Annotated in this window: 28 protein-coding genes; 10 read left to right on the top strand and 18 right to left on the bottom strand. The window is 70.3% G+C overall.

The genetic code is table 11. The annotated features are described in order from the left end of the window. Window position 1 precedes the first annotated feature (1 nt). The 6 genes from MMF94_RS01240 to MMF94_RS01265 form a co-directional block, all read right to left on the bottom strand. Window positions 2-769, bottom strand: coding sequence for a GAF domain-containing protein (locus tag MMF94_RS01240; protein WP_241034493.1), 768 nt, complete (start codon window positions 767-769; stop codon window positions 2-4). A gap of 84 nt (window positions 770-853) precedes the next feature. Then, window positions 854-1,798, bottom strand: a complete 945-nt coding sequence (locus MMF94_RS01245; RefSeq protein ID WP_241034494.1) for an LLM class flavin-dependent oxidoreductase — start codon at window positions 1,796-1,798, stop codon at window positions 854-856. Window positions 1,799-1,898: 100 nt separating this feature from the next. Beyond that, the gene (locus MMF94_RS01250; RefSeq protein WP_241034495.1) at window positions 1,899-2,132 is read right to left on the bottom strand and encodes a ferredoxin; all 234 of its coding nucleotides are present in this window, start codon (window positions 2,130-2,132) and stop codon (window positions 1,899-1,901) included. Then, window positions 2,132-3,436 carry an NADH-ubiquinone oxidoreductase-F iron-sulfur binding region domain-containing protein gene (locus MMF94_RS01255; RefSeq protein ID WP_241034496.1) on the bottom strand — a complete coding sequence of 435 codons (1,305 nt, stop codon included), beginning with the start codon at window positions 3,434-3,436 and terminating at the stop codon, window positions 2,132-2,134. Before MMF94_RS01255 ends, MMF94_RS01250 begins: the two co-directional genes overlap by 1 nt. After that, window positions 3,433-4,068: a ferric reductase-like transmembrane domain-containing protein gene (locus tag MMF94_RS01260; RefSeq protein WP_241034497.1), complete on the bottom strand. Its 636-nt coding sequence runs from the start codon at window positions 4,066-4,068 to the stop codon at window positions 3,433-3,435. The genes MMF94_RS01255 and MMF94_RS01260 overlap by 4 nt, the downstream gene beginning before the upstream one ends. Then, window positions 4,065-4,247: a hypothetical protein gene (locus MMF94_RS01265; protein ID WP_241034498.1), complete on the bottom strand. Its 183-nt coding sequence runs from the start codon at window positions 4,245-4,247 to the stop codon at window positions 4,065-4,067. The genes MMF94_RS01260 and MMF94_RS01265 overlap by 4 nt, the downstream gene beginning before the upstream one ends. A gap of 810 nt (window positions 4,248-5,057) precedes the next feature. On the opposite strand from MMF94_RS01265, the gene MMF94_RS01270 reads away from it, so the two are divergent. After that, the gene (locus tag MMF94_RS01270) at window positions 5,058-5,756 is read left to right on the top strand and encodes a DUF998 domain-containing protein (RefSeq protein WP_241034499.1); all 699 of its coding nucleotides are present in this window, start codon (window positions 5,058-5,060) and stop codon (window positions 5,754-5,756) included. 12 nt (window positions 5,757-5,768) lie between these two features. Here the strand turns inward: MMF94_RS01270 and MMF94_RS01275 are convergent, their stop codons facing one another. Beyond that, complete coding sequence (locus MMF94_RS01275; protein ID WP_241034500.1) at window positions 5,769-6,806, bottom strand: aromatic ring-hydroxylating oxygenase subunit alpha; 1,038 nt, start codon at window positions 6,804-6,806, stop codon at window positions 5,769-5,771. Between the two features lie 1,124 nt (window positions 6,807-7,930). On the opposite strand from MMF94_RS01275, the gene MMF94_RS01280 reads away from it, so the two are divergent. Further along, complete coding sequence (locus MMF94_RS01280) at window positions 7,931-8,839, top strand: universal stress protein (RefSeq protein WP_241034501.1); 909 nt, start codon at window positions 7,931-7,933, stop codon at window positions 8,837-8,839. Between the two features lie 56 nt (window positions 8,840-8,895). After that, on the top strand, window positions 8,896-9,465 hold the full coding sequence (locus tag MMF94_RS01285) for an Rv1733c family protein (protein WP_241034502.1): 570 nt from the start codon (window positions 8,896-8,898) through the stop codon (window positions 9,463-9,465). Window positions 9,466-9,509: 44 nt separating this feature from the next. On the opposite strand, the gene MMF94_RS01290 is transcribed toward MMF94_RS01285, so the two are convergent. The 7 genes from MMF94_RS01290 to MMF94_RS01320 all read right to left on the bottom strand — a co-directional run bounded on the left by MMF94_RS01290 (window position 9,510) and on the right by MMF94_RS01320 (window position 15,445). Beyond that, window positions 9,510-9,770, bottom strand: a complete 261-nt coding sequence (locus MMF94_RS01290; RefSeq protein WP_241034503.1) for a DUF1876 domain-containing protein — start codon at window positions 9,768-9,770, stop codon at window positions 9,510-9,512. Window positions 9,771-9,811: 41 nt separating this feature from the next. Next, complete coding sequence (locus tag MMF94_RS01295) at window positions 9,812-10,285, bottom strand: Hsp20/alpha crystallin family protein (protein WP_241034504.1); 474 nt, start codon at window positions 10,283-10,285, stop codon at window positions 9,812-9,814. Window positions 10,286-10,414: 129 nt separating this feature from the next. Next, entirely contained in the window at window positions 10,415-11,419 is a 1,005-nt protein-coding gene (locus MMF94_RS01300; protein ID WP_241034505.1) for an Acg family FMN-binding oxidoreductase, read from the bottom strand. Between the two features lie 136 nt (window positions 11,420-11,555). Beyond that, window positions 11,556-12,206: a response regulator gene (locus MMF94_RS01305; protein ID WP_241034506.1), complete on the bottom strand. Its 651-nt coding sequence runs from the start codon at window positions 12,204-12,206 to the stop codon at window positions 11,556-11,558. A gap of 116 nt (window positions 12,207-12,322) precedes the next feature. Next, entirely contained in the window at window positions 12,323-13,042 is a 720-nt protein-coding gene (locus MMF94_RS01310; protein WP_241034507.1) for a type 1 glutamine amidotransferase, read from the bottom strand. A 130-nt stretch (window positions 13,043-13,172) separates the two neighbouring features. Next, on the bottom strand, window positions 13,173-14,735 hold the full coding sequence (locus tag MMF94_RS01315; protein WP_241034508.1) for an acetyl-CoA acetyltransferase: 1,563 nt from the start codon (window positions 14,733-14,735) through the stop codon (window positions 13,173-13,175). Between the two features lie 104 nt (window positions 14,736-14,839). Then, window positions 14,840-15,445 carry a TetR/AcrR family transcriptional regulator gene (locus MMF94_RS01320; protein WP_241034509.1) on the bottom strand — a complete coding sequence of 202 codons (606 nt, stop codon included), beginning with the start codon at window positions 15,443-15,445 and terminating at the stop codon, window positions 14,840-14,842. A gap of 194 nt (window positions 15,446-15,639) precedes the next feature. Here MMF94_RS01320 and MMF94_RS01325 point away from each other — a divergent pair, with 194 nt between their 5' ends. The 3 genes from MMF94_RS01325 to MMF94_RS01335 all read left to right on the top strand — a co-directional run bounded on the left by MMF94_RS01325 (window position 15,640) and on the right by MMF94_RS01335 (window position 18,519). Beyond that, a complete protein-coding gene (locus tag MMF94_RS01325; protein ID WP_241034510.1) occupies window positions 15,640-16,368 on the top strand; it encodes an enoyl-CoA hydratase in 729 nt (242 codons plus the stop codon). 337 nt (window positions 16,369-16,705) lie between these two features. Further along, on the top strand, window positions 16,706-17,302 hold the full coding sequence (locus MMF94_RS01330) for a DUF308 domain-containing protein (RefSeq protein WP_241034511.1): 597 nt from the start codon (window positions 16,706-16,708) through the stop codon (window positions 17,300-17,302). 140 nt (window positions 17,303-17,442) lie between these two features. Next, window positions 17,443-18,519, top strand: a complete 1,077-nt coding sequence (locus MMF94_RS01335) for a class I SAM-dependent methyltransferase (RefSeq protein ID WP_241034512.1) — start codon at window positions 17,443-17,445, stop codon at window positions 18,517-18,519. A gap of 21 nt (window positions 18,520-18,540) precedes the next feature. Here the strand turns inward: MMF94_RS01335 and MMF94_RS01340 are convergent, their stop codons facing one another. Then, window positions 18,541-19,125 carry a TetR/AcrR family transcriptional regulator gene (locus MMF94_RS01340; RefSeq protein WP_241034513.1) on the bottom strand — a complete coding sequence of 195 codons (585 nt, stop codon included), beginning with the start codon at window positions 19,123-19,125 and terminating at the stop codon, window positions 18,541-18,543. Window positions 19,126-19,196: 71 nt separating this feature from the next. Between MMF94_RS01340 and MMF94_RS01345 the strand changes: the two genes are divergently transcribed. After that, complete coding sequence (locus MMF94_RS01345; protein WP_241034514.1) at window positions 19,197-20,708, top strand: MFS transporter; 1,512 nt, start codon at window positions 19,197-19,199, stop codon at window positions 20,706-20,708. Window positions 20,709-20,769: 61 nt separating this feature from the next. On the opposite strand, the gene MMF94_RS01350 is transcribed toward MMF94_RS01345, so the two are convergent. Continuing rightward, complete coding sequence (locus MMF94_RS01350; protein ID WP_241034515.1) at window positions 20,770-21,957, bottom strand: cytochrome d ubiquinol oxidase subunit II; 1,188 nt, start codon at window positions 21,955-21,957, stop codon at window positions 20,770-20,772. Then, a complete protein-coding gene (locus tag MMF94_RS01355) occupies window positions 21,954-23,360 on the bottom strand; it encodes a cytochrome ubiquinol oxidase subunit I (protein WP_241034516.1) in 1,407 nt (468 codons plus the stop codon). The genes MMF94_RS01350 and MMF94_RS01355 overlap by 4 nt, the downstream gene beginning before the upstream one ends. 81 nt (window positions 23,361-23,441) lie before the next feature. Between MMF94_RS01355 and MMF94_RS01360 the strand changes: the two genes are divergently transcribed. Continuing rightward, window positions 23,442-23,624, top strand: a complete 183-nt coding sequence (locus MMF94_RS01360) for a hypothetical protein (RefSeq protein WP_241034517.1) — start codon at window positions 23,442-23,444, stop codon at window positions 23,622-23,624. 323 nt (window positions 23,625-23,947) lie between these two features. Beyond that, a complete protein-coding gene (locus MMF94_RS01365) occupies window positions 23,948-25,006 on the top strand; it encodes a glycoside hydrolase family 172 protein (protein WP_241034518.1) in 1,059 nt (352 codons plus the stop codon). A 19-nt stretch (window positions 25,007-25,025) separates the two neighbouring features. Here the strand turns inward: MMF94_RS01365 and MMF94_RS01370 are convergent, their stop codons facing one another. Beyond that, entirely contained in the window at window positions 25,026-25,610 is a 585-nt protein-coding gene (locus tag MMF94_RS01370; protein ID WP_241034519.1) for a TetR/AcrR family transcriptional regulator, read from the bottom strand. Window positions 25,611-25,860: 250 nt separating this feature from the next. Here MMF94_RS01370 and MMF94_RS01375 point away from each other — a divergent pair, with 250 nt between their 5' ends. After that, entirely contained in the window at window positions 25,861-26,367 is a 507-nt protein-coding gene (locus tag MMF94_RS01375; protein ID WP_241034520.1) for a sigma-70 family RNA polymerase sigma factor, read from the top strand. The last annotated feature ends 18 nt before the right edge of the window (window positions 26,368-26,385 follow it).

Consider the following 26,385-nt stretch of genomic DNA (forward strand, 5'->3'; position numbering starts at 1 on the left):
ATCAGGCGGCGAGGGCGATCGCGAGCAGCCGGGCGAAGACCCGGACCGCGGCGACGTCGGCCTCGGTGAGATCGCCGACGTGGAGTCCGTCGATCGTGAGGACCCCGAACTCGCGTTCCTCGGTGGCGACGGGCACCGCGATGAACGTGCGGTAGTCGTGGCCCCCGGGTTGCCAGCCGGAGGGCGGACGCGCCCTGGCGTCCTGGCAGAACAGGTCCTCGCGCTGCCTGAGCAGCTGGAATGCCTGGTCGCCGAGCGGAGTGCCCGCGACGAAGGTGGTGCGCGGAGCCGAGGCGCGGCCGTGGAACCCGGCCGGGACGAGCCGGGGCGGGTGGTCCTCCACCAGGGCGAAGTAGCAGGCACGCAGGCGGTCGCTGCCGAGCACCTCGGCGGCCGCCGCGAGGACGACCGCCTTCGCCTGGCCCTGCAGCTCGAGCAGTTCGCGGCCGCGGGTCCAGCGTGGGCGGTCGGTGATCCTGCCGATGAGGTAGGTGAGGGGATCGAGGGCGTCGTCCAGGACCAGCTGCATCCGCGCGGCGGCGTCCTCGGCGATCTGTACGGCGGTGGCGGCGCGGACGCGGGCCCGGCGCTCCGCCCACAGCGGCAGGCCGACGGCGAGTGCGGTGAGGGCTGCGCCGGCACCGGCGGTGACTCCGAACGACCAGCCGGAGAGGCCGTTGAGGACGGCACCGATCACCCACGCCGCCGTCGCCGCGGTGACGGCCAGGGGTCGGGCCACCTTGACGACCCGCGCGGAGATCACTCCCATCGTGATCGCAGCGTATCCAGCATGACCGACCGTGAGCGGAGAACCGTGGCCGAGCGCACCGCCCGGCCTACCGTGATCGGTCGATCAGGCCTGCCCGGTCGCCGGGGTGGTCGACAGCTCGGGCATCACCTCGGCGGCCAGGCGTTCCATCTGCTCCGCGTCGTCGAAGAGCGGGTTCAGGTGGATCAGCTCGGCGCCGGCCTCGGCCACCTCGCGCAGGCCCCGGACACAGTCGGCCGGTGGCCCCCACACCGCCGTGGAGACGAGATCATTGCGCCCGGCGTGGGAGTAGAGCTGGCCGAGCGCGTCGGACAGACGTGCCTCGGCGCGGGCCGCGTCGTCGTCGACCGCGATGTAGACGCGTTTGGCGATCGGGAAACCGGTGCTGTCCCGACCCATGTCGCTCAACGCCCCGCGTACGACCTTCACCTGGTCGGCGAACTGCGCTGTGGTGGACGAGCCTGCGCCGAAGAAACCGTCACCGAGCCGGACCGCGCGGCGCAGTGCGTCCGGATGCGCGGCTCCGAACCAGATCGGCGGGTGCGGCTTCTGGAGCGGTTTCGGCTCCATCGTGGCGCCGTCCGCCTGATAGAAGCGCCCGGAGAAGCTGACGCGGGGCTCGGTCCACAGCTCCTTCATCAGGCGCAGGCCTTCGGTGAACCGCGTGACCAGCCCCTCGGGATCCACCCCGAACGTGGCGAAGCTCCGGTGGCGCCCACCGGTGCCGACTCCCACCTCGATGCGCCCGCCGCTGAGCTGGTCGAGCGAGCTCAGGCTCTTGGCCAGCTGAACAGGGTTGTGCAGCGGCGTGACGAACACCGCGCACCCCAGCCGGAGCCGCTGCGTGCACGCGGCCGCGTAGGTCATCGTCTCGATGGCGCTCAGGCGGGGCGCGGACCCCAGGACCTGCTCCTGCGTCCAGGCGCTGTCGAATCCGAGCTCCTCCACCCGCGCGAGGTGGGCCTGGAGCGCACCCGTGTCGTATTTTCCGCCGTGAACGGTCTGTGGGATGGATATCGCGAATCGCACCTCTGCAGCGTAGTTACCGGACGCACCACGGTTCGGAATCGGGCGAATGACCATGGGTGAGGAAATGGACTCTCGTGACATATGCCTGCGACTGCCCTGCTCACGAGGTGCGGTTCTGTCCGTCGAGGCGACGTAGCCGGAGCGCCAGCGTGGGGCACGCGCTCGCCGCGGCCCGTGCCTGCGCCCGGAGCGACGGTGGCACCTCCCGCGATGCGAGATGCGGGTAGCCCCATTCGTCGAGCAGGACCTGCTCGGGGAGGAGTTCGGCGCAGAGTCCGTGCCCGCGGCACATGATGGGATCCACGTCGAGGCCGAGCCGGGTGTCGTCCCTCATCACTCTCCCCCTCCACGACGGGCCGGACCGGGCACCGGCATCCACGGCTCGGTGTCCGCCCACGGGCACGGGTGGCCGGCGACGTGATCGGCGATGTGGTCGGCGAAGACGCGCAGAGCCGAGGCCGCGAACCGGGTGGTGCCGTCAGGATGCGCGCACGCGCCCCGGCCCTCGATCATCCCCAACCGGTTGCGCAGACGGTCGAGCGTGGCCCCCGACGGGTCGGTACCGCGCACGAGATCGTCCAGGTCGTCGGCGATCGCCGGCAGTCCGAACATGCACGGCCCGCACTGCCCTGCCGACTCCACCGCGAGGTAACGCACGGTGCGGGCGGTCTCGGCGAGGCCGCAGGCACGTTCCGGCAGAGCGACGAGCGCCGCTGTGCCCATCACAGCTCCTGCTGCGCGGCAGTCCTCGTGCGCGAGCGGCAGCGCTCGTGCCTGCCGGATCGCCATCCAACTGCCGCCGAGACCGCCGACCTGCATCGCCTGCAACGGCTCGGACTCGCCTCCGGCCTCGGCCAGCACCGCGCCGACCGGCGTGCCGAGCTCGACCTCGTACACACCGGGTCTGCACACCGCGCCCCCCACCGTGACGAGGGTGGTGCCCGGAGACTGCGCCGTGCCCGCCGTCCGGAACCAGCTCGCGCCGAAGCGCGTGATCAGTGCCAGGTGAGCCAGCGTCTCGACGTTGTCGACCAGCGTCGGACGGCCACCGACCCCTCGTTCCGCCGGCCGGGGCGGGGTGACGGTGGGCCGGGCGTCGCCGCTGTTCAGGAAGTTGACCAGCGCGGACTCTTCACTGGCCACGTAGCGGTGCGGCACCTCCACCGCGCGGATCGTGACGTTCTCGTCGTGGCGTGCGTCGAGGGCGGCGTGCATCGAGCGGGCGTGTGCGTCTCCTTCGCGCATGCAGATGACCGCCTCGTCCGCGCCGACGGCGTGGCAGGCGAGCAGGACACCGTCGATGACCAGATGGGGGGCGAACTCGAGCAGCTTCGCGTCCTTTGCGGTGGCAGGGTCGCCGTCACAGCCGTTCGCGACCACGATCGGCCGGCCCCGGCCGGCTGCGACCGTCCTCAGCTTGCGGCTCATCGGGAAGCCCGCCCCGCCTCGGCCGCGCAGCCCCGACCGGTCGACCGCATCGATCAGCTCCGCCGGCCCATCAGCGCCGGTCGGAAGCGGTCCGAAACGGGCGAGGTGGTCGGCCAGCCCGGCAGGGGAGCCGCTCTCGGCCGAGCCGGCCAGCAGCCGCACGCTCCCGGCCGGGGGATCCGGGAGGGGCGCGGACGTCGCCGCGGTCACCGCTGACCTGCCTGTGCGGCCCGCCGGGCGTCACGGTCGGCGTCGACGGTCAGGCATCGCCGGGTGATCGCCGCCGCGACCGCCACCGCACACCCGAGGTAGACGGCCATCACCCAGCCGAGCCTCCTGTCGGTCGTGCCGAGACCGAGCCCGTGCGCGAGCGCGAGCGGCCAGCTCGCGTATGCCACCGCATGCACGGCGCGCCACCAGCGGAAGCCGATCCTGAGCCGCAGCAAGCCGGTGACGATCGCGGCGAGCAGGAGTTCGAGTGCCACGGTTCCCATCCCGAGCCAGATCGGGTGGGGGGTGGTGGAGTAGGGCACCACGGCGACGGGCCAGGAGAGCCCGGAGCCGGGTTTGCCGATCGCGACGACGATGTGCACGACGAGGAAGGCGATCGCCAGCAGCGACGCGTTGCGGTGCACGGCGTGCACCGCGAACCGCGGCCACTTCGCACTCGACACCCGTCCGGAATGCAGGATGCCGAGCACCACCGTGGCCGTCAGCAGGAGCATCGCGACGAGCCCCGTGGCGTGACCGGCAGCCGTGAACCCGTCCTCGACGGCGACCGCCACCGTCGGGCGTGCGCCGGTGGCGCCGAACCAGTGCGGATCGGAGATGTCCACGTTCATCGGGGAGAAGTCCTCGTCATGATCGCCGCCACTGCGCCCGGGCCCACTGCCGCGGATGAGGGGTCGTCGATCTGCACCTCGACCATCGCGGACGTGTGCGTCTGAGTGAGCACGAGCCAGAACAGGGCCGCCAGCACTGCGCCGGCGACCGCACCCGCGATCGTGACGATGACGATCAACGTCCGTGCCCGTGCGCGACGGAGGGTGTGACTGCGTAGGGACGGATCCGACGGTGGTGGCTCGTCGTGGCGACGGCTCGCTCGCGATTTCGGGGAGCGCGGTTTGATGCCGTTGTAGAGGAGACCTGCCGGACGGGGAGCTGACACCGCTCGATCTAGACCCGGGGAGCCTTCGCGCTACTACACATATCTCGAAGCTCCTTTCGTGGATACAGTACAACGCCCGCGAGGTTAGCAACGGGTGGCCGGTGTCGAAAGGCTCGGGCTGACTTGATCATTCGAGCCGGCAATATTTTCGGATTGGAACACAAGGTAGCGCCGAGTTTCGGTAATGAGGAACGTCGAGCGCGATGCGGGCCGATTCGCCCGTGGACGGCGCCGGTGCCGAACTACCTGCGGACGACCATGCGGGCACGCAACGAGCGGCGGACTGTTCCTCGGCGCGTGCCCAGGCCGCGGCCGGCGATTCGTTCTCCGAACCCGATTCGCCCGCATCGGCCGGTGCCGAGCCGAGCCGATCATGTCGCCCACCACGCCGATCGGATTTCCCCGTGCCTGCGCCGGCCGAAACCTGGTATGGCGGATCGCCGCCGTGTCGGCGGCTGATTTCACGATGGAAATCGTGGTCGATCCGGAAATTCCCATGATCTGCACGGCTGGATCGCCGGTCAATCATGGGCGGGACAGCGGGTCGGTCCGCATTCTCCGAACGCGGGGTCGATCCGGGGGTGGGACGGGTACCGCAGGCGCGGCGCCGGCGGAAGGATGTTGCCCGGCCGGTGTCCCGGCGAGACCCCCAAGGAGGGTGAAATGGACCCGTCGTGGTTCACCCCCAACCGGAACGCCGTGCTGTCGTACATGAGCCTGCGCAGGAGCGTGGGCGCGATCGGTGTGGCCCTGCCACCCGTCCTGGCCATCGGTGCGGCAGTCCTCTTCGACGTTGGCCTGCTGTCGTCGGTGAGCGCCTACTACTACACGGGGATGCGGGGCGTGCTCGTCGGGAGCCTCTGCGCGATCGGGGTCTTCCTGCTGTCCTACCGCTTCGGCAAGGCGGACGACCTGCTCGGCGATATCGCCGGCATCGCGGCCATCGGTCTCGCCCTGTTCCCGACCGCGCCGGAGGGGGGCGGGACGGGCCGGGTGCAGATCGCAGGCGTGGTGCACCTCGTGTTCGCCGCGGTGTTCTTCATCGCACTGGCGCTCTTCTCGCTGTTCCTCTTCACGAGGACCGACGGCGACATGACCCCGCGGAAGATCGTGCGCAACGTCGTCTACCGCGTCTGCGGGTGGGTGATCGTCGCCTGCCTGGTGCTCGCGGTGGTCACCGACCTGTTCGTCGGTGACGCCGTGAAGGCCGAGTACCGGCCGCTGTTCTGGCTGGAGACGGTGGCCGTCCTCGCGTTCGGGGTGTCCTGGCTGGTCAAGGGGGAGGCGCTGCTCGGTGACCGGCCGACGGAGGACGGCCGGGGCCGGCGGGAGGCCGCCCAGGTGCACGAGGGCCCGGCCTGAGCGGCCTGCCCGTCACGCGCGGACGCCGACGGGCTCCGCAGGAGCCGCCGACCTGGCCCTGCGAATCTCCTGGACGACGTGCTTGGTGGCGCTGCGGTAGTTCAGCGTGTAGACGTCCGCGGCGCACGAGACCTCCTGCACCTGGTTCGCCAGCGGCACCTCCTTGGGGTCGAGCCCCTCCAGGATCGGGGTGTCCTCGTCGAAGACCTTCGTCTCGATCGCGAGGACCTCCTCCACCGTGCCGCCGGTGAAGTCCTTGTCGGTGGCGACGGCCCAGAAGATCACGCACTCGTCGTGGCTGACGGGCGAGGGGAAGTCGACGAGGTAGCGCTTGCCGATCTCGGGCCCGAAGTCGTAGAGGATCGTGGCGATGCCGGGGGCGTAGGTGTGATAGTGCATCCACGCGTCGCCGGTGTCGGAGAAGTCCGATCCGGCGACCTGCTCGTAGAAGAACGAGGCACGTACCTCCCTGCCGTCTCGCTGCACGTCGAGATCGGCGACCACCGGGTTCACCTCGCCCATCGACTCCGCGTGCACGAACGGGAAGTGCGCCATGTCCCGGAAGTTCTCCACCGCCGCCATGAAGCCGCACTTGGCGGGGATCGGCGTCGCCGCGCGCCAGTCGAGGGTGAGATCCGCGATCTCCGGAGGGTCCGGCAGGTCGAAGACCGGGTCGCCCAGGCACGTCCAGACGTGTCCGAAGCGCTCGATGACGGGGTAGCTGCCCACCCTGGCCTTCGGTGGGATGCGCACCCCGTCCCGGAGCGCGGGAATGTGTGAGCAGACGCCGGTGGCGCCGTCGAACTCCCAGCCGTGGTAGGGACACTGCAGGCCGTCGCCGCGGACCGTGCCCGCAGCCAGGTCGGCGCCACGGTGGATGCAGCGGCGATCGAGGACCCGGGCCTGGCCGTCGGAATCGCGGAAGACGACGAGCCGCCTGCCGAGCAGTTGGGCCGGCTGCGGTACGTCGATGTCCTGTGAGCGGGCGACCACGAACCAGATGTGCTGGTAGGCCTCGTGCAGTGCTTCCGGGGAGTAAGAGTCGTTCACGTGTTCTCCGGTCGATGGCGGTCGTCACCGTTGATCCAACCAGGATGTTGATCACCGTGCGTGGTTCGGGCGAAATGAGGAAGTCGGCCCCGAGGTTCTCCTGACCGCTCCGAGTGACCGCCCCTTGATCATCGGTTGGGGCCTGGCGACCGCACCGGACACGGCTATGCGCCCCCAATCGGTGATCACCGGGGCGGTCTGCTCATCTGTACTCCGCCGTGGCGCCCGGCGAGCAGCCCCTTGATCACCGGCTGGGGAGCGCTGACGGCGCCGTCGCACGGTTGTGTGGCCCCAACCGACGATCTTCGCGGCGACGGGTGCCCGCCCCGGCCGGGCGCCGGGGGCGACCGGTTGCGTGCCCTGCAACACGCGCCTGCCGGGGTCCCCCCTGCGGCTGGTTCGCGGAGCCGCCCCGGCTCGCCGGTCCTTGATCATCGGTCGGGGGCGGGGACGTCGGCCCGCCCGGTTGTGCGTCTCGATCTGGTGATCATCGGGCCGTGGCCGGCCGGCTGATCTGCATTGCTGCGGTGGCCGCCCGGCGAGCCGCCCTTGATCACCGTTTGGGGGCCGGGAACGGCGGCCCGCCCGGTTGTGCGTCCCGATCTGGTGATCATCGGCCCGTGGCCGGCGGGCTGATCCGCATTGCTGCGGTTTCCGCCCGGCGAGCCGCCCTTGATCATCGGTTGGGGGCGAGGGCGGCGGCCCGCGCGGTTGCGCGTCCCCAACTGGTGATCTTCGCTTCAACGCGTGCCGCCCCGGCCAGTACTCGGGACGGCCACCCCGTTCCGTGCCCACGCGGCCAGCCGCCCTGCCGGGATGGCGACCCTGCCGGGATGGCGGCCTGCCGGCCAGCCTCTCAGGGTCGCTCGGCCAATTGTCCGTGATCATCGGTTGGGGGCGGCGACCGTACCTCCACGCACCTGTGCGGCCCTGATCAGCGATCCATGGGTACCCCTCGGCCGCCCCTGCGTCTCGCAGCGATCCGACTGACGGATTCAGACGATATGACTGAATTGTCGGTTACGTGCTCCTGAGGTCCGAAGACCCTCCAGACAGGGCCGGGAGCCACTGCCCGAAGCCGGTCAGCCGGGACACGCTCGGGGACGACCGAGCGAGGAGGGGACATGGCGGATGGGCGACACCATGGCCGGACGGTGGTCGTCGGGGTCGACGGGTCGGAGAGCGCGCTGGAGGCGGTGCGGTGGGCCGCTGCCGAGGCTGCCCGTCGGAACGTGACGTTGCGGCTGGTCACGGCGATGGCCTGGAACCAGGACCATGTGATCGGGCGGATCGGGCTCGGGGGCGACTACCGCGACATCATGCTCGCGGCGGCGAGGCGTCAGCTGGCCGAGGCTGCGGGGGTGGCGGAGGAGGCCGCCGAGGGGAGGCCTGTGGAGCAGCAGCTCGTCGTGGGGTTCCCGGTTCCGGTGCTGCGGGAGGAGTCGCGGCGGGCGCACTTGATCGTTCTCGGTGACCGTGGCCACGGGGGCGTGAGTCGGCTGCTCGTCGGCTCGGTCTCCGTCGCCATGGCCGCACAGGCGGAGTGTCCGGTGGTCCTGGTCCGGCAGGGGGAGGGCCGGACGGAGGACGAGGGGTCGCGTCCGGTCGTCGTGGGCGTGGACGGGTCGGAGATCAGCGAGGCTGCGCTGGCCTTCGCCTTCATGGCGGCCACCACGCGGGGTGTTCCGCTGGTGGCCGTGCATGCGTGGTGGGACCTGGTGATGGACCCGGCGATGGCTGCGCTGCTGTTCGACCGGGAGGCGGTCGAGACGGACGAGCACGAGGTGCTGGCGGAGCGGCTGGCGGGATGGAGCGAGAAGTACCCGGACGTGCGGGTGTATCGGGTGGTCACGCACGACCGCCCGGCCCACGCTCTGATCGAGGAGTCGCAGCGGGCGCAGCTGGTCGTGGTCGGTTCCCGTGGCCGGGGTGCGGCAGCGGGTCTGCTGCTCGGCTCGGTCAGCCACGCGGTGCTGCACCGCGCGCGCTGCTCGGTGGCAGTGGTTCGGCCCCTCGACGAGAAGGAGAAGTGATCAGCGCGGTCGCGACGCGGAGGAGCTGAGACGGAGAAGGGGGCGAGGTGGTCGCGGTGCCCGGTGAGCAGGACGAACAGCACGCCGCGGTCAGGAAGCTGCCCCGCCGGGCGACGGATCTCATCGAGGACGTCGTGGTGTGGGTGCTGCTCTCCGCGTCCCTGCTGCTCGTCGCGGCCGCCCTGATCGCCGGCGTCGGCGCGCACGGCCGGGTGAACGAGCGCATACACACCCAGTCGCAGGACCGGACCATGCTGCCTGCCCGTGTGCTCGCGCAGGCGCCCGTGGTGCCCCTAGACCCGGGAAGCCGGATCGCTGTCGAGGTGGAGTGGGTCGGTCCCGACGGTGTTCGGCGTACGGGCTTCGTGCCCGTGCCGGCCGCGGCGCCCGCCGGCTCCGAGGTGCCGGTGTGGGTGGACCGCACCGGCGCGACCGTGGATCCGCCCCCGGCGAGGGTGGACGCCGTGGCGGCAGGAATCTTCACCGGCATCGCCGTGCTGGCCGTCGGGGCGTCCGTGCTCGGTGTGGTGTGGTTGCTGGTGCGGCGCGGGATCGACGCGGTCAACGCCCGGCGATGGGCGCGCGAGTGGGCCGACATCGGACCGGAGTGGACCGGACACCGGTAGCAGGCCACCCGCACGTGCCGGCGGCCTGGGATCGCGACGAGGGGTCAGACCCGCAGGTCGCGTCCCATGTTCCTGCTGATGTCGAGGGTGGCGTCCCTGAGCAGCCGGTCGCTGAGGTCGGCGAGTGCCCGTGCGACGGCGAGCTCGTCGCCGATCTCGGGCACGTCGTGGTCGGTCGGGTTGCACCGAGCCAGCCCGGTGCCGACCAGTCGATCGCTCTCCGGGGTGTGCAGACGGGCCGTCGCGCGGGTGTTCCCGTCCTGCTCGTCGATCGTGATGTCGATGTTCCAGCGCTTCTCGATCATGTCGTGTTCCTGGTGTGAGCCCGGCGAGGCGTGTCCGATCGTCAGCTCTTGCTGATCTCGATCTTCTTGCGCTCGCTGGTGGTGGTCTTCGGGATCGGGATGTGGATCTCGAGGATCCCGTCCTTGTAGGTGGCGGTGATGTCGGAATCGGTCACGCCGTCGGGAAGGGGCAGCGTGCGGCCGAACCTGCCGTAGCGCAGCTCGTGGCGCAGGTAGCCCTTGTCCTCGGTCGTCTCCTCGACGCGCCGTTCGGCGTTGATCCGCAGCACCCCGCCGCCGACGGTGAGGTCGATGTCCTTCTCCGGGTCGATCCCGGGTAGTTCAGCGCGGATGACCTCGGTGTCGCCCTCACGGAACTGGTCGACGCGGATCGCGTCCTCGACGAGCCAGTCCATGCTCACGCCGAAGGGGCGACGGCCCGGCAGCGCGCGCATCCACTCGTCTAGGAACCGGTCCATCCGGTTGAGGCGGTTGGCGACATCTCCGCCTCGGTCGCGCCGCATCAAGCTGCTCATCGGCGGCTCCTCTCCATGCTGACGGCCATGGTCCGGATGCCGGTCCACCCTGCTCGCTCGACGAACCGCCGGGCAGAGTCCTTCGGCCCGATCGCCAGGGGACTCGCGAACTTGCCGGGCGCGCGGACCTCAGCCGGGCAGAAGGACCGAGCGCAGCGCGCGCCGTGGCGTCACCGGCAGCTCGTCGGCTCCGGTGGCCGGCAGGCCGACCCGGACCACGAGCTGCGGGTACTCGGGCATGCGCAGCACTTCGGTGCGTATCCGGTGCCGGCAGGAGTCGATCTCGAGTGCCTGGCTGAGCGGGGTGGTGGCCAAACCCATCCGAGTCGCCGCGAGCAGGACCGCGCTCGTGGCCTCCCCGGCACGGATGTGGTCCAACACGGTGTCGGTCGGGGTGGCCACGACCAGGAACTCCGCGGCGTCGTCCGGAGTATGTCCCGGCGACAGCGGAGGCTGGGCGAGGGTGGCGGGTCCGAAGCGCCGCAGCCCGGTCGGTCGCGCGCCGCAGACGGAGGCCGCCACCGCGTCTGCGGGGATGCCGTCGTGGCTGCCGGGAAGCCGGTGGGTCCACAGCCGCAGTTCGGACGCGTAGCCCGGTTCGTGGCGCTGTTGTTCGTTCGCCTCGGTGAGTGTGGCGACCAGCTGCTCCCGTGCGTGCGGCTCGGTCACCGGCACGAGCAGGCCACCGACGTGCCCGGCGTGCTCCTGCAAGGCTTCCACCTGGTCGGGAGACACCGGGTCGTCGCTCATGCGGCGCCGGTCGGTCCGCCGAGCGGCGATCGCGGGGTAGAGCGAGGCGGTGAGTGCGTCGGGCGCCGATGCGGGGTTCACGGCGACCGTGGCGAGGTGGTCGCAGTCCTCGGGGTCGGGCAGGCGCGTCACGTCGGTCCCGACGCCGCGGGCGGCGAGTGCGACGAGGAGGTGATGCAGGGCGGCGCCGCAGCTCAGGACGAGGTCGCGCTGCTCGGGATCGGTCACGTAGAGGTGGCGGTCCTCATCCGCGTACAGCTGCACCGAGTCGTCGAGAATGCGCCACTTCCAGGGCTGGGTGTTCTGAACCGAAGGTGCTCGCAGGGCGTCCGTGACCGCCCCGGCCAGGTCGGGATCGCTCATCGCTGCTCGCTCGCTCGTCATCGCGCTTCCCCGGTGCACGGGGCTATGCCGAGCCTGCGCCTCGGTAACGTCCACGGACGAGTGCCACTCGTTCCCCGCAGTCGGGCCGTTGGTCCTGGGACCGCCGCGTCCGCGCCAGGCACCGACCCGCGGGTCGTCAGGTTCCGCTGCCCCGGCGGTGTTCCGTGGCGTAGACGGCGGCTTCGGTGCGGCGGGAGAAGCCGAGCTTGTGCAGCAGCGAGGAGACGTAGTTCTTGACCGTCTTCTCGGCGAGGTACATCTCGGCGCCGATCTGGCGGTTGGTGAGGCCGTCGGCGATGTAGCCGAGGATGCGTCGTTCCTGGGGGCTGAGTGACTCGTAGCGGGGATCGGGGGGCTCCTCGCCCTTGCGCAGGCGCTCCAGGACGACGGCGGTGGCCTTCGGGTCGAGGAGGGAGCCGCCCTCGGCGATGGTGCGTACGGCTCCGATGAGGTCGATGCCGGTGACCTGTTTCAGCAGGTAGCCGGAGGCCCCGGCCATGATGGCCCCGAACAGGGCCTCGTCGTCGGAGTACGAGGTGAGCATCAGGCAGGCCGGAGGCGGCACCACCGTGGAGCGGATCTCGCGGCAGACGGTGACGCCCTCGCCGTCGGGGAGGCGGACGTCGAGGATCGCCACGTCGGGTCGCAGGGCGGGGATCCGGGCCAGGGCCTGGGCCGCGCTGCCGGCCTCGCCGACGACCTGGATGTCGTCCTCGGACTCGAGTAACTGGGCGATACCACGCCGGACGATCTCGTGGTCGTCGAGCAGGAACACGGAGATGCTCACGGCAACCGGCCTCTCGTCGGCCTCTCTCCTCGTAGATTCGCATCGAACGTACCGGCGCCCCCCAGGTTCTGCCGCCCGCGAACGACCCCGGACCCGCGGGCCCTTCGCCTCTGCCGTCAGGACACGGACTCGCCGAAGAACGACGCGTACAGGCGGAAGGCGGCGTCGCGGGCTGCGGTGCTGCGCCGTTCGGACTCATCGAGCATGCGGCGGGCGTCCTCGGCGTTCACCGCCGGCCGATCCTGCCGCGACGTCTTGTCCAGCCACACCTCGATGTGCGCGGGTGAGACCTCGGGGTGGAACTGCAGAGCCAGGTGCGGCCCGTGGCGGAACGCGTGCACGCAGTTGCTCGTCGCGGCGAGCACCGTGCTGCCGGGGGGCGGCTGGAACTCGTCGTAGTGCCACGCGAACCACGTGCCGAGCACGACGGCGTCGGCCGGATCCGCAGCGGCACCGTTCTGTGCCGAATCCGGCAGGGCTGCGACATCGACCCAGCCGATCTCGGTGACGTCGGCCTTCGTGACCTGACCGCCCAGCACGTCGGCGATCAGTTGCCCGCCGAAGCACAGCCCGAGAACCGGTGTGCCGATCGCCATGGCCTGCGCCAGGTAGGCCTTCTCGGCGGGGAGCCAGGCCACCGTGGGGTCGTACGCGGCCTCCTCGCTGCCCAGCACCACGATCGCCCGGTGCGGTGTGACCGGTGGCAGCGAACCGGCGGAGACGTCGACGAGCTCCCACGGAATTCCGTGCTCGTCGAGCCACGTCACGACGTTGCCCGGGCCACCGTCGTGCTGGTGCTGGAGGAGAAGGACGGTCTGCGGGTCGGGCTCAGACATTGTTGCTCCGGGGCGGGCGGCGCGGCGGGTGTCGGTGTTCAAGGTTGCGGCCTCCCCGCCGCAGCGCGATACGCATCGACCGTGATGTGCCTCTCTCATCCTCGCGCCACCCGGCTGGGCGCGGGATCCGTTACAGCTGTTTCCGGAAGGAACTGAACCGGTTACCGCAGTCGAACGACCGGACGTGGATGGGCTTTCCGACCGGTTCACCGACGGTCAGCAGGTCGATCGCCGTGTCGTCACCGTCGGCGTTCCTGGCGAGGAAGCGGGCGCCCCCGTCGTCGAGCCGTCCGACGACGATTCCCGTGCGGGCGCCTTCGCGGGTGTGGGTGACCGTGCAGGTCTCGATCGTCGCCCGGCCGTCGGCGCGCACCACGTGTTCGGGCGCGGGCCACGCGTCGATCTCGGCCTGGATCTCGCCGCTGCGGTCCGGCCGCCACTCCACCGGAGTCGTGGAGTAGATCCCGGCCGAGTACTTGGTCATCGTGCCGCCGTTGGCACCGACGAACCCGAACGCCCCCGGCAGGGCACGCATCCGCTGCACGGTCTCGGCGATCGCGTGCATCGAGTAGTTGTTGCCTGCACCGCCGAAGAACGGCAGGCCACCGGTGACGGTGAGACCTCGCGGGTCGGCGGGGTCGATGCCCAGGCCGTCGCAGATGTTCGACACCGCGATCGGGAAACAGCTGTAGAGGTCGAACGTCGTGATCTGGTCGGGGCCGATCCCGGCGACGTCGAGCGCGTGCCGTGCCGCGAGTACCGACGCCGGTGACGCGCTGAGGTCAACGCGTTCGAAAAGATCACGTTCGCGCAGGTCGGCGTGGCCGTGCAGGAACACCCACCGCTCGCGGGGCACGCCCAACCGCCGCGCCGAGGCCACCGACATCAGCAGCACCGCCGCGCCCTGGTTCACCTGGTCACGTGCCACGAGGTAACGGGTGTACGGGTCGGCGAGCGGCCGGTTGGCGGCGGAGGGCGTGGCGAGCTCCTCGGCGGTGCGCACGGTAGGGGCCGCGGCGTGTGGATTCGCGGCGGCGACCTCGGTGAACGGAGCGAAGAGCCGCCCCATCCCGAGTGCGTACTCCCCGCGGGTCTGTCCCAGCCGCGCTCGGCGGGCGGTCTCGACCAGCGCGAATCGGCTCGGCATGCCCACCAGCCCGTGGTCGGTCTGGTGTCGCGACAGGATGCCCCGGAGGCCGAATCCGCGGTCCTCGAGATCCCCGTCGACGTGCTCGGTGAAGTCCGGGCGATCCACGGCGGTGCGCAGGTGGCGGGCGGTCGAGATCGCCTCCGAACCGAACAGCAGCGCCACCTCCGACCGGCCTGCGGCGATCGTGGCCGCCAGCTCGGTGACCAGGTGCTGGGGGGATTGACCTCCCACGACCTCGAGGATCGCGCGCGCAGGCGAGGCGCCGATGCGGGAGGCGACCGATCGCGGGTAGTTGTCGGACCTGCCCAGGGGAGCGCGGACACCGGGGATCGAGTTCTCGATCTGCCGTACCCCGGCGACCGTGTCGACCGCAGCCGCCACCGCGACAGGATCCGACGCCGTGTCGGTGAGCGCCTCGGTCGCCGCCGCGGCGGCCAGTTCCACGGCGGAACGCCGTCGGTAGCCGGGGTCGTCGAGGCGTTCGGAGGCCTGTCCGACCCCGACCAGGACGGGTGTGCGGGGGTCGAGCTCGCGCGTGGTCATGAGGTGGGCGGCTCCAGCCGGACGGGACCCTTCCTAGACGTATCTCGTCTGAATCGGCGGTGACCATAGCCGCGCTGCCGGATCGACGGCAACGCGGGTGTCAGTCAGGATCCGGCGTCGACGCTGCGCAGGAGGAAGTCCACGAGGCTCTCCGCGTACCGCGGGGCGTCGGTGAGGAGACGGTGGCGCAGGTGCGGCGGTGTGGCGACCACGTGCATCACGACCCCGCCGCACAGGGCGTCGAGCAGCAGGGTGACGGAGGTGTCGTCGCTGACCTCCCCGCGCCGCATCGCGCGGCGGACCATGGCGCGAGCGGCGAGCACCTGCGACTCCTGCAGCGTTGCCCAGCGGTTCGCCACGCCGGGGATCTCCGAGGCCTCCACGCTCATCCGCAGCACGGCCTGGCGGCATTCGCCCAGGTAGAGGTCCAGTAGCTGGCGGGCCAGGTGGACGAGGTCCCCGCGCAGGGTGCCGGTGTCGGCGTCGGTGAGGTCGACGACCTGGGTCTCCAGGGCGTCGGAGAGCAGGCGTTCCTTCGTGGGCCACCGCAGGTAGATCGACGCCTTCCCGGCGCCGGCCTGCCGGGCCACGGCCTCCACGCTGAACCCCGCCCAGCCGGCCCGGCCGAACAGTTCCACCGCAGCGAGCGCGATCCGCCGGTCGAGCGCGGGATCGCGCGGCCTGCCGACCGCGGGGCCCGATGTCGGCATACTGCAGCTCCACTGTGGACGAGGTGGCCGGGGACACCTTCTGGACGGTGGTCGTCACCATAACGCCGCGGAGGCAACGGGGCCCGCCTCACGCGGATGAGCGGGGCGTGGGGCAGGGTGGGCGGGGGACTGGGCGCGCGGGGGACTCCCTCGGCCCCCTCCGATCACCCCGACGCCGTGCGGAAGGCGCTCCATTGATCGTCCGGACAGACCATGGGCGGGTCGCGGTGCTGACCCTCGACCGCCCGCAGAAACGCAACGCGCTGAACGCCGAGCTGTGCAACATGCTCCGCGACTCGGTCCGCGGCGCCGTCGCCGACGGCGCGAGGGCGCTCGTGCTCACCGGCAGCGGCACGAGCTTCTGCTCGGGTGCCGACCTCGACGACGTCTACACCGCCGACTTCCGCGACGCGCACTACGCGATGCTGCACGCGGTGGTCGACGCGCCGGTCCCGGTGGTCGCCGCCGTGAACGGACCTGCGATCGGCGCGGGCACGCAGCTCGCGATCGCCGCGGATCTGCGGGTCGTCGCGCCGACAGCGCTCTTCGGCGTCCCGACCGCGAAGATCGGCCTCGCGGTGGACCCGTGGACCATCCGGCGGCTGTCGGTGTTGGCAGGCAACGGCACGGCCCGGGCACTCCTGCTCGGCTGCGCGCAGCTCGACGCCGACGCCGCGCTGGCCTGCGGGCTGGCCGAGCGCGCCGGGTCGGGTGCCGATGCGATCACCTGGGCGACGGAGATCGCCGAGCTCGCCCCGCTCACCCTCGCGTACTCCAAGCGCGTGCTCAACGACATCGTCGAGCCGGTGAGCGACGCTGCGGAGCTTGACGCCGCGTTCGCGGCCTGCTGGGGGAGCGAAGACCGCGCCGAGGGCCGCCGGGCCCGGCAGGAGAAGCGTCGTCCCGAGTTCCGCGGAAGGTAGGCGCCCGGAGCTGGATCGTCCTGCCCTGCTGCAGGCCGGGATCGGCTGAGCCGCCACGGTGACGTACACCGGCGGCGTCACCTCACGGTCGCCGAGCCGGTCAGCGGGCACATACGATCACCGCCGTGCCGGCCGGAGAAACGAGGCACGGACCAGACACCGTGCACCACAGTGACGCGCCTTCATCTCCCCAAGGGCCGACACGCTGACCGGCTCACGGCGAGCCGCACGCCGGACTCGCAATAACAGTTATCGGCAAAACCCGGGCGGAGAGAGGCCGGGCCGGCTTCGCGGGCACAGGCCGTCGACGCCGGTGCGCGGCACATTCTCGCCCTCCATGGAAGGCATCGTGGTGAATTCGCATCCCCGCACCTCCTCGTTCGCGACGGCTCGCGTGAGGAGCGGTGCGTCCTCCCTGCTCCGGCTGTACGTGATCCGTGGCCTGATCGCAATCTTGTGGGCCGTCGGGTTCGCAACCGTCCTCGACTCTCTCGCGGCCGGCACGATTATCCTGCTGGTCGTCTATCCACTGATCGATGCGGTCGCCGTGTTCATTGATTTTCGCGATCGGTCCGGCATGCCCGGACGAGGTCTGCAGCTGTTCAACATCGCAGTCAGCACCCTCGCAGCGGTCGCTCTGGCGATAGCCGGGAACATCGACGTGCCCTCCGTGCTGCTGGTGTTCGGCGGCTGGGCCATCGTCTCCGGCGTGGCGCAGTTGGTCGCGGCGCTGCACCGGCACCGCCCCGAGATGGGTCGACAGTGGTCGCTGCTGCTTGCCGGAGCGCTGTCCGTCCTCGCCGGCGGCGGCTTCGGCGTCACCGCACTCGGCGACGATCCGCGGCTGAACGCCATCGTCATGTACGCAGGAGCCGGTGGAGCGTTCTTCGTCATCCAGGCCGGTCTGTTGTACTGGCGCCTTCGTCGGCGGTGAGTGCCGAGAATCGCGAACAATGGTGCATTCCTCGTGATGGAGGGAAGTGACCACGCGCGTGCCGAAACTGCCCGATCGGGATCGCCGATGTGGTGCAGGTAACCTAATGGTCACGATTTTCGGAGTGTAGAAAATCAAGTATGACGAAGAGTCTCGACCTGGATCGTGGACGGCAGACCGAGTTCGCTCAGCACCTCTTCGGCGTGTACACCAACGGGTTGCTGACCTACATGATCGACCTCGGGTACCGCACCGGCCTGTTCGAGGCCGCGGCGCAAGGTCCGGCGACCGCGCAGCAGCTGGCCGACCGGGCCGGCCTGCAGGAGCGCTATGTGCGTGAATGGCTCGGGTCGATCGTGGCCAACGGGATCATGACCTACGACGCGGCGACGCGCGAATACACCATTCCGGCCGAACACGCAGCAGGCCTCACCGGCAACGGCTCCGCGAACATGGCGCCACTCGCCGGAATGGTCACGAGCCTGGGCAAGCACCTCGGCGAGCTCGAGCACGCGTTCCGGGTGGGCGGCGGCGTCCCGTACTCGGTGTTCCGCCCGGAGTTCACCGACAAGATGGACCAGCTCAGCCGCCGGCCCGTCGACGAGATGCTGCTCGACAGGTGGCTGCCGGCGGCGCCCGGGTTGAGGGAGCGGCTCGCCGCGGGCGTCCGGGTCGCCGACATCGGCACCGGCACCGGGCATGCGCTGGTGGTGCTGGGGAAGGCGTTCCCCGCCTCGACGTTCATCGGCTACGACATCGCCGAGGACGCCCTCGACCGGGGCAGGGCCGAAGCCGCGGAAGCGAAGCTCTCCAACGTCACGTTCGAGGTGGCCGACGTCGCCGAGCTGAAACCGGCGCAGCCGTTCGACGTGATCTTCGCCTTCGACTCGGTGCACGACCAGGCCGCGCCGGCGGCGGTGTTGCGCGCCGTTCACGACGCGCTCGTCCCGGGCGGCACCTTCTTCATGCTGGACCTGGCCCTGTCGAGCAACCTGGAGGACAACGTCGGCAATCCCCACGCGCGGTGGATCTACTCGACCAGCACCCTGCACTGCATGACCGTCTCGCTCGCGGTGGGGGGAGCCGGGCTCGGTGGTGCGTGGGGCGAGCAGACGGCCCGGCGGATGCTCGGCGAGGCCGGGTTCGGCGAGGTCGTCACCCACCCGGCGCCGGGGAACGAGCGGAACATGATCTACGTGACGGGCCGGCCTGCCTGAGGCTCGTCAGGCCGGGGAGCGTCAGTCCTTCTCGGCCGATCCGAGCGGGGCGAGGGCGCGCAGCGCGGCGGCGAGGTCGCGGCCGGACGGCGCGCGCTCCGGGTCGAGCAGTATCTGCAGCACCAGCCCGTTGACCAGCGAGAGGGCCAGGGAGCCGAGCTGTAGCGCCGTCCGTTCGTCGATCTCGTCCTCGGCGACGTCGAGGATCAGCGCGGCGACCGAGCGGCGGCCGCGCTCGTAGGCGTCGGCGATCTGGTCCCGTAGCTCCGGTGTGTGCTCAGCGCGCGCATAGGCCTGCACGCTCGCGACCGCCGTGGACCGGTCCCTGGTCAGCGCGGCCACGACTCCGTCGAGGAACCCCTCCAGCCGGTCGACGGGGTTGTTGCGCGTGCCGGACCGGAGAGCGTGCGCGATCTCGTCGTCCCAGTCGTCGAACGAGTCGATGATCGCGGCGTTGAGCAGGGCGTCCTTCGACCCGAAGTGGTAGCCGATCGACGCCAGGTTGGTGCCGGAGGCCGCGACGATGTCGCGTGCCGTGGTGGCGGCGAAGCCCTTCTCGGCGAGGCAGCGCTTCGCACCGGTGAGCAGGTCCTCGCGGTGTCCCATGGCGCGATCCTAGGGTCCTGGACGGACGTGCGTTCTATACATATGTCTTATACGTACGTATGATCGCCCTCGTGAACGACTCCCGCCGGGCCTGGCTCGGGCTCGCCGTCCTGGTGCTGCCTGCCCTGCTCGCCTCGATGGACCTGTCCGTGCTGTTCATGGCTGCGCCCTGGCTCAGTGCCGACCTCGCCCCCAGCGGCACGCAGCTGTTGTGGATCATGGATGTGTACGGGTTCCTCATCGCCGGACTCCTGATCACGATGGGTTCGCTGGGCGACCGGATCGGGCGGCGCCTGCTGTTGCTGCTCGGCGCGGGGGCGTTCGGTGGGGCGTCCGTCCTCGCCGCGTACGCGTCCACGCCCGAGATGCTGATCGCGGCGCGTGCGCTGCTCGGTGTCGGTGGCGCGGTGCTCGCCCCGTCCACTCTGGCGTTGATCCGCTCGATGTTCCCCGATGACCGCAGCCGTCGCGCCGCGATCGGCATCTGGACCGGAGCGTTCACCGGCGGGGTCGCCATCGGCCCCATCGTGGGCGGGCTGCTGCTCGAGCAGTTCTGGTGGGGTTCGGTGTTCCTGATCAACGTGCCCGTGATGCTGCTGCTGCTCGTGGTGGGGCCGGTGCTGTTGCCGGAGTCGCGTGACCCGCGTCCGGGCGGGTTCGACGTGCTCTCCGCGCTGCTCTCGCTGGCCGCCGTGCTCCCGGTGGTCTACGGGGTGAAGGAGATGGCGGCGCACGCCGTCGGGGTGGCCCCGGCGCTGGCCGTGCTCGGCGGCTGCCTCGTCGCGGTGCTCTTCGTCCGCAGGCAACTCCGGCTGGCTGATCCGATGATCGACATCCGGCTCCTGCGCAGCCGCGGATTCGGCGCCGCTCTCGGTGCCCAGACGATGATCGTCCTCGCCAGTGCCGGGATGGGTTACCTCGCGGTGCAGTTCCTGCAACTCGTGGTGGGGCTGCGTCCGTTCGTCGCCGCGCTGTGGATGCTGCCGACCATCGCGGGCACCGTGATCGGCATCGGGCTGGCCACCGCCCTCGTGCGCACGGTGCGTCCCGCGCTCGTCGTCGGCGCGGGAACCGCGGTGGCGGCCGCGGGGTTCGCGCTGGTCGGCATGGTCGGCACCGAGTCCTCGGTGCTCGCGGTGATGTCCGCGTACACGGTGCTCACCTTCGGCACCGGGATGGTCGCACCACTGGCCATCGACCTGATCGTGACGACCGCTCCGCCGGAGCGCGCCGGTGCGGCCGCAGCCGTCGGCGAGACGGGAGCGGAGTTCGGCGGAGCGGTCGGCATCGCCGTGCTCGGCACGGTCGCCACCGCGGTCTACCGCGACGAGATCACGGGTGCCCTCCCCGCTGCGCTCCCGCCGGACGTGGCGGAGGCGGCGACCGGAACCCTCGGCGGCGCTGTGGCTGTGGCGGGGCAGTTGCCGGACCCAGCGCCTGTGCTGGCGATCGCGGGCGACGCGTTCGTCTCGGGTTTCACCACCGCGGCGATGCTGGCCGCAACACTGCTGACCGTCGTGGCCATCGTGGTCACGGTCCGGCTCTGGGGTGTCCGTCAGGGCGAGACGCCGGTGCCCGTCTGACGGGCTCCGCGCCGGTGGCTCGTCCGATCACGACCGGACGATCGCGGACAAGCCCCGCATCTCATCCGCGGCGGTTCCGCCGGCGCTGCAGTAACTGCCGGACGAGCTCTGTGGCCACCGTCGCGATGAGCACCGTTGCCACGACCTTGTGCTCACGCTGCGCGGGAGCGGGGCTCGCCGGAGCGGTCAGCGGCTCGCCGGCGACGGCCGTGGCCAGGTGGAGGCCCTCGTGCGGCTTGGTCTCATGGAGCCGTCCGTGCTGTTGCAGCCAGTAGAGCCAGCCGAAGGCGGGGAACACGAGCACCACGGCCAGGCCCGTGATGGCGAGTTCGGTCCACAGCGTGGCTGATGGCGCGGCGCCCTGCAGCAGTGTCATCGACCCGGGCAGCAGCCAGGGGTACTGCGCCCATCCCCACCCGGCGACGACCGCGGCGACCGCCAGGCCGGCGCAGATGCGCAGGATGTGGGGGCTGCGACGCAGGACGACCAGGACGAGCGCGGCGACTCCTGCCACCACCGACACGACCAGGAGCGGGAGCGCCGGTCCGACGAGCCGGTCGTAGACGTACGGCGCGCTGGCCTGCATGAGAAGCAGGTTGACCGCGGCGAGCACGCCGGTGACCACGCCGGCGGCGAGTGCGCGGTGGGAGAAGTAACGGGCCATCTCGGGATCGCCGCGGTGTTCGGAGTCGACCACGAGGTAGATCGCTCCGATGTAGGCGCAGGTGGCGACGAACAGCCCGCCGGTCACCAACGCTGTGGTGCTGGTCCAGGCTCCGGGGATCTCCCCGGCCGGTCTCGGGGGGACCGCACCGGTGGTGACCGCGCCGATGACGGCGCCGAGGAAGAACGGTGCCATGAGCGAGGAGATCGCGAAGATGGCGCCGTTGAGTCGTTGCATGTGCAGGCGTTGGGCTTCGTGGCGGAAGGCGAACCCGATGCCGCGGAAGAAGATGCCGAGCAGGGCCAGCGCGATCGGGACGAACAGTGCGGTCATGATCGCGGCGAAGGCGGGTGGGAAGGCGGTCCAGAGGATGACGAGGACGAAGATGCTCCAGACGTGGTTGCCTTCCCAGACCGGTGTCACGGAGATGTCGATGGCCTCACGCGGGCGTGCGCCGCGGGTGTCGCCGCCGGCGAGCAGGTCCCAGATGCCGCCGCCGAAGTCGGCGCCGGCGAACAGGGCGTAGGCCGCGATCGCGACGAAGAGCAGGACCGCGACGGCGAACAGTTCCGGTGACGGGGTCACGACCGGACCTCCCGCTCCTGCTCCTGCTCGTGTTCGGCGGGTGGGCCGTAGGGGGTGGCCTGGTCCTCGATGAGCCGTGGGTCCCCCGCAGAACGCCAGCGGCGTCCCATCTCCCAGGGCACCACGATGCACACGGCCGTGAGCACCAGGTAGATCACGATCGCCAGGGCCAGCGTGATCGGCACGCCGCTGGCCGGGGTGACCGCGTCACGGGTCAGCAGCACCCCGTAGACCGTCCAGGGTTGGCGGCCGACCTCGGTGACGATCCACCCGAGCTCCATCGCGAGCACCGCCCCGACCCCCGCGAGTGCGGCGGGAACGAGGAACCAGCGGGTGCGCGGAATCCGGCGGTGGAACCACCAGACCCAGCCCTGCCACGCCGCCAGCACGACCAGCAGCGTGCCGATCGCGACCATGCCGGTGAAGGACAGGTGGATCAGGTTGGGCAGCGGGGCGCGCAGCTCGGGGGGAAAGTCCTCCCAGCCGATCACCCGCGTGTCCGGGGAGAACCCGACCAGGATCGAATCCAGCGACGGGATCCCGACGCCGAAGTAGACCTGCCCGTTCCAGTAGATCCCGCCCAGCCACTCGGTGACGTGCGTGCCGGTGCGGTCCACCAGTTCCATCGCCGCGAACTTCGCCGGCTGATGCTGGGCCACCATCCGGGCGGCGATGTCACCGACCACGACCTGGATCGGTGCCGCGATCGCGGCGACCGAGAACGGGATCAGGAACCCCAGCCGGTGGTAGCGGTCCCACCGCCCGCGCAGCATCCCCACCGCATACACCCCGGCCACGAGGAACCCGGTGACCATGTACGCGGCCAGGATCATGTGCGGCACCTCGTACGGGGTGGCCCGGTTGAAGATCACCGCCCACGGATCCACCGAGGTGATCTGACCGTTGGTGAGGACGAACCCGCTGGGCTGGTTCATCCACGAGTTCGCTGCCACCACCGACAACGCCCCGAACAACCCCGCCACCACCATCGGCATCCCGCTCCACCAATGCACCCATGGCGAGAGCCCACGCCAGCCGTAGAGGTAGATCGCGGTGAAGATGGCCTCGACGAAGAAGAACACCCCCTCCAGGCTGAACGGGATCCCGAACGCCGCACCGAAACGCCCCATCAGCCCCGGCCACAGCAACCCCAACTCATACGACAGCACGGTGCCCGACACCGCACCGACCGCGAAGATCACCGCCATCACCTTCGACCACCGCCGTGCCAGCACCAGCGCCACCGCATCGCCTCGCCGCAGCCCGAGCCAATGCGCGATCAGGACGACGGCGGGGAAGGCGACCCCGAAGCAGGCGAAGATGATGTGGAACCCCAGCGACGCCCCCATCTGGCTGCGCGCCGGGATGTCGCCATCGGCCAGCACGAGCGCGTAGGAAGTCATGACGGCCCTCCTGCCCGGGGCGATTCGGCGCGCATACTGCGAGAGGGAGAGGGCAACGCAGGAACCGGAGGTGCGGACCTGATGGTCGCAGCGGGGTTGGTGATCTTGTTCGGTGTCGGCATCGGGGCCCTCGGTCTCGTCGAAGACGACCTGTACGTGATCGGTCTCGTGATCATGTTGATCGGCGCGATCGGCGTGCTGGTGCGCATCACCGACTGGCTCAGCAGCGGTGCGTCCGGCCTCGGCAGACGCGCCCCGAGATAGGACGTCCGGCGCGTTCCGCCGCGTCGGCGATCAGCCGGCATGGCGGGACGGGAGGTCGCCTGCGCGCCGCGCCGCCACGCTGCCACTGATCACCGTCCGGCTCTCGTCAGCACCGTTGCTCTGGGCCCGAGTCATCGCATTCACCCTCCTGTCCCGTCTGTTGTGCCGGCGCCCGTGCCGGCTTGCCTCCACCATCAGCCACTGTGCGGGCGTATGGCTCCCTCCAACGGTGGGACGTTCGGCACATTCGGAACAATCCGCGCAAATCGCCGCGTTCTGCGTGGTGATGGCGTCTCTCGTAGCCGATCGGGGAGTGTGTCGTCATGCCTGATCACGACGTCGCCCGTCTCCGCGCGGTCTCCACCCGCTCGATCAGCCCGGAGAACCCCACGGGAGCACCCGGACAGGGTGGTCGAGCCACCGAGGGCACCGGGGCGGTGCCGGGCCGCGAGCTCGGTCAGGGCTGGAAGATCTCGCCGAGCATCGAGATCGGAGCCCACTCCACGATCGACCTCGCCGACATCGAGGGGCCGGGCCGCATCACCCACATCTGGATGACGACCCACCCGGACAACTGGAGAAGCCTGCTCCTGCGCGCCTACTGGGACGGCGCGGCGAGGCCGGCCGTCGAGGTGCCGGTGGGTGACTTCTTCGGCCAGGGCTGGGGACGGTTCGCGCAGCTCAGCTCGTCGATGATCGCGGTGAACCCGCACGGCGGGCTCAACAGCTACTGGCCCATGCCCTTCCGCTCGGCGGCTCGGCTGACCATCGAGAACCTGGCCGCCGCGCCCGCCGTCGTGTACTACCAGGTCACCTTCGACGTCGGGACCGACGAGGACCACAGCGGATACCTGCACGCACAGTGGCGCCGTTCCAACCCGCTGTCGTCAGGTTCGGTCCACCCGCTGCTGAGCGGCGTCCGTGGCTCCGGTCAGTACGTCGGCACCTATCTCGCCTGGGGTGTCAACTCGCGGGGATGGTGGGGGGAGGGGGAGATCAAGTACTACCTCGACGACGACCGTGACTTCCCGACCATCTGCGGTACCGGAACCGAGGACTACTTCGGCGGCGCGTGGAACTTCGACGTCCCCGGTCAGGGGTACACGAGCTACACCACCCCGTACCTGGGCCTGCACCAGATCATCCGGCCCGACGGGCTGTACGAGAGCCAGCAGCGATTCGGGATGTACCGCTGGCATGTGCCCGACCCCATTCGCTTCGCGTCCGCGATACGGGTGGACATCCAGGCGCTGGGATGGCGAGCAGGCCACCGTTACCTGCCCCTGCACGACGACATCGCGTCGACGGCGCTGTTCTATCTCGACGCGCCAGGCGGAACACGGCGGCCGACCCCCACGCTCGACGAACTCGAGACGCTCTGACCGAACGATCCGCACGCAGTCATCCCGTGCTGGGGGCGGGCGAGGCGCCCAGGATCCGCAAACTGAAGGCCGTGTATCGGTCGATGATCTGGTCGAGGGAGAGCGGGCCGCTTCTCCGGAACCATTCGCGCACACCGTTGAGCATGTCGAGCAGGGCCATGGTGGTGAGTGGGATATCGACGATGTGGAATTCCTTGGCGTCATTTCCCTGGCTGATCACGTCCAGAACGGCGTCGTGGTATTCGGTCTGCAGTCTGATCGCGTCGCGCCGCTGCTCCTGGTCGAGGCCGTAGCGGATGGGATTGCCGACGACCAGCTCGGGTCGCCGGTCGTCGCTGATCGTGAGATGTAGCCGCACCGTCTCGCGGATTCGCTCGGTCGGCGTGCGGGATGTGTCCCGGAGCACCACTGTGGTCTCGGCCACGAAGTCTCTCATGAAGTTCACAGCTATCGCGTGCAGCACTTCTTGTTTGTTGGTGAAGTGGTGGTAGAGCGTTGAGGAAGAGATACCGACCGCGTCGGCGATGTCACGGATCGAGGTCGCGGCGAAGCCACGTTCGTAGAACAGCACGCTTGCCCGCTCCATGATCTTGCCGCGCAGCACCGGACCCTCGTCGAGGCTGCGCTTCCTGGCCATGTCCAACTCCTCTTGGTCGTGATCTCTGCGTGTAACGCCCGATTTGCCCTGGTTGACGCTTCAACGAGGCAGGGCCTAGCGTACGTGTCGATCGGCCGATCGACACGAGAGGCCGGGCAGGGGGAAACGGGGGTGGCCCCCTGCGGATCGAGGCCCCAGCGTCGGGCTCCCTCGGTTGTTCTCACTGACGTGGAGAAATCTCGGGAAGGGTGTGGCTATGGCAGGCCGGGGGGCTCGTCGCCGCGCAGACGTTGCGGGCGAGGTGTTGGTCCGCAGGCTGTACGAGCAGCACGGGAAGTCGATTTTGGCCTATGCCATACGACTCACCGGTGACCGTTCCGTTGCAGAAGATGTCGTGCAGGAAACACTGATCCGCGCATGGCGTCACGGTGCCGATACAAGCGGGCAGAGCGTCGGTCGTGCCTGGTTGTTCACGGTCGTGCGGGATGTGGTGGCCGAACGGACCCGGGAAACCGGGCAGGTCCCCGCCGACCGCGCGATGGATTCGATGCAGGTGTTGCAGGCGATGGACTCGCTCTCGCCGGAACGGCGTGCGGTTCTCGCCGATGTGTACATTCACGGCAGCAGCGTCGGAGAAGCGGCGGAGAAGCTCGGCATCCCGCCGGACACGGTGAAGTCGCGCACGTACAACGCGCTGCAGTCCTTGCGCAAGCTGCTCGGAGAGCGTGAACGTGCGGACGGCCTCGTGGTGCACACGCCCTGACGTCCGGACCGCACGTCG

Origin of the sequence: Pseudonocardia alaniniphila (assembly GCF_022524485.1) — a bacterium.
Classification (GTDB): Bacteria; Actinomycetota; Actinomycetes; order Mycobacteriales; family Pseudonocardiaceae; genus Pseudonocardia; species Pseudonocardia alaniniphila.